This is a genomic window from Actinokineospora sp., assembly GCF_050699995.1.
Classification (GTDB): domain Bacteria; phylum Actinomycetota; class Actinomycetes; order Mycobacteriales; family Pseudonocardiaceae; genus Actinokineospora.
Genome location: NZ_JBOHGC010000319.1, coordinates 1 through 1,467 on the forward strand (window position 1 = coordinate 1; position 1,467 = coordinate 1,467).

A 1,467-nucleotide genomic window follows, 5' to 3' on the forward strand; every position below is an offset into this window, starting at 1 on the left:
GACTGCGCGGCGCGGGCTCGGGCCAGTTGGGCCTCATGCCGGCTGATGGCCACGGTGCGGCCGCCAACGGAACTGGTGCACTGCGCGGCCAGTGGACAGCTGGTGCAGGCAGCGCCGAACTTGGCCACAGCGGCGTGGCGCTTGTGCTTGGTTGGTTGCAGAGCAGCGGTGACGCCGTTCGGGCAGGTCACCGTGCCCGCGGCCAGGTCGATCGCGAAGCGGTCCTTGGTGAACCGGCCGCCCGGCGCGACCGGCGGCTGGACCTTGGTCTTGATGTCCGCACCGGCGTTCTCCAGCCGGGCCAGCAGCTTTCCGGCGCCGTAGGCGGCGTCACCATAGACCGCCGGCGCGGTCTCGTCCTCGTCGTGCTCGTCGTTGACGTCCGCCCCGGCGGGCCCGCCGTTGCCTTCGGGCTCGGGTCCGCCCTCGGCCTCGGTCTCGGGTTGTGCCGGTGGCAGTACGTCGGCGAGCAGGTCCTCGGCTGCTTCGACGTCACCGCTGTTGCCTGGCGTGACGGTGGTGGCGGTGACGATCTCCGAATCCGGGTCGATGCCGATGTGGCCCTTGTAACCGTCGAACCCACGCGCGGAGGTCTTGTGCCCGTGCCTGGCCTCGGGATCGACGGTGGAGATCACCCGGTCGCGGGCGACCTTGCGGGCGATCCGGAACACCCCCTCGTCGTCGGTGTCCAGGTCCTGGCCGACCACGGTGGCCAACAGCTGCCCGGCCTGCGACACACCGTCCTCCAGCTCGCGGTCGTCCAGGACGCCCAGCAACGCCATCGCGTCGCGGCCCAGCGCGTCCACCAGCCCCGCCCGGGCGTCCGGGTCGTCGTAGTCACAGACCGGCTTCCCCGCCGCGGTGTAGTCATCGTCGCGGCGCAACCGGGCCCGCAGCTCGGTCTCCAGGTCGGTGTCGGCGACCTTGAGCAGCCCACGGATCGCCGAACGGATCAGCGTGACGGTGTCCATCGTGGCGACCGCGTCATACAACGGGGTCGAATCCAGCACCCGCCTGCGCCCGACCAGGCCCGCAGTCTTCGCCGCCTCAAGCGTGGCCTGGAAGATCCGCTCCGGCCGATCCGAACGAGCCAGCCTCGCGCGCATGTCCACCAGCACCGTGTGCACGAATCCCGGATAGTCGAAATCCAGCCCACCGGCGGCGTACTTCCAGCGGGCGTCGAAGGCGAACCGGTCGACCGCCTCCCGATCCGACAGGCCCTCGATGCGCTGCAGCACCATCACCACCGCCACGATCATCGGTGGCACACTGCGGCGGCCGGTACCGGTGAACAGGTCCGCGAACACCTCATCCGGGAACAGGTTGTGACACTCCCGGTGCAGCACCCCATAGATCGACTCCGGCGCCACCCGGCCCTCGCAGTAGCCCGCCGTCGTCCGCAACAAATCCGCCTGCCTCGGCGCCAGACCCAACGTCACATGATCATTGTCCCCGCCAGGACCGGAC

Annotated in this window: 1 protein-coding gene; it reads right to left on the reverse strand. The window is 70.1% G+C overall.

Annotated features, from left to right (window positions below):
* Nucleotides 1-1,439: transposase (locus ACRDSQ_RS15720; protein WP_431421928.1), on the reverse strand; the 1,439-nt coding region annotated here is incomplete at its 3' end.
* Nucleotides 1,440-1,467: the final 28 nt, after the last annotated feature.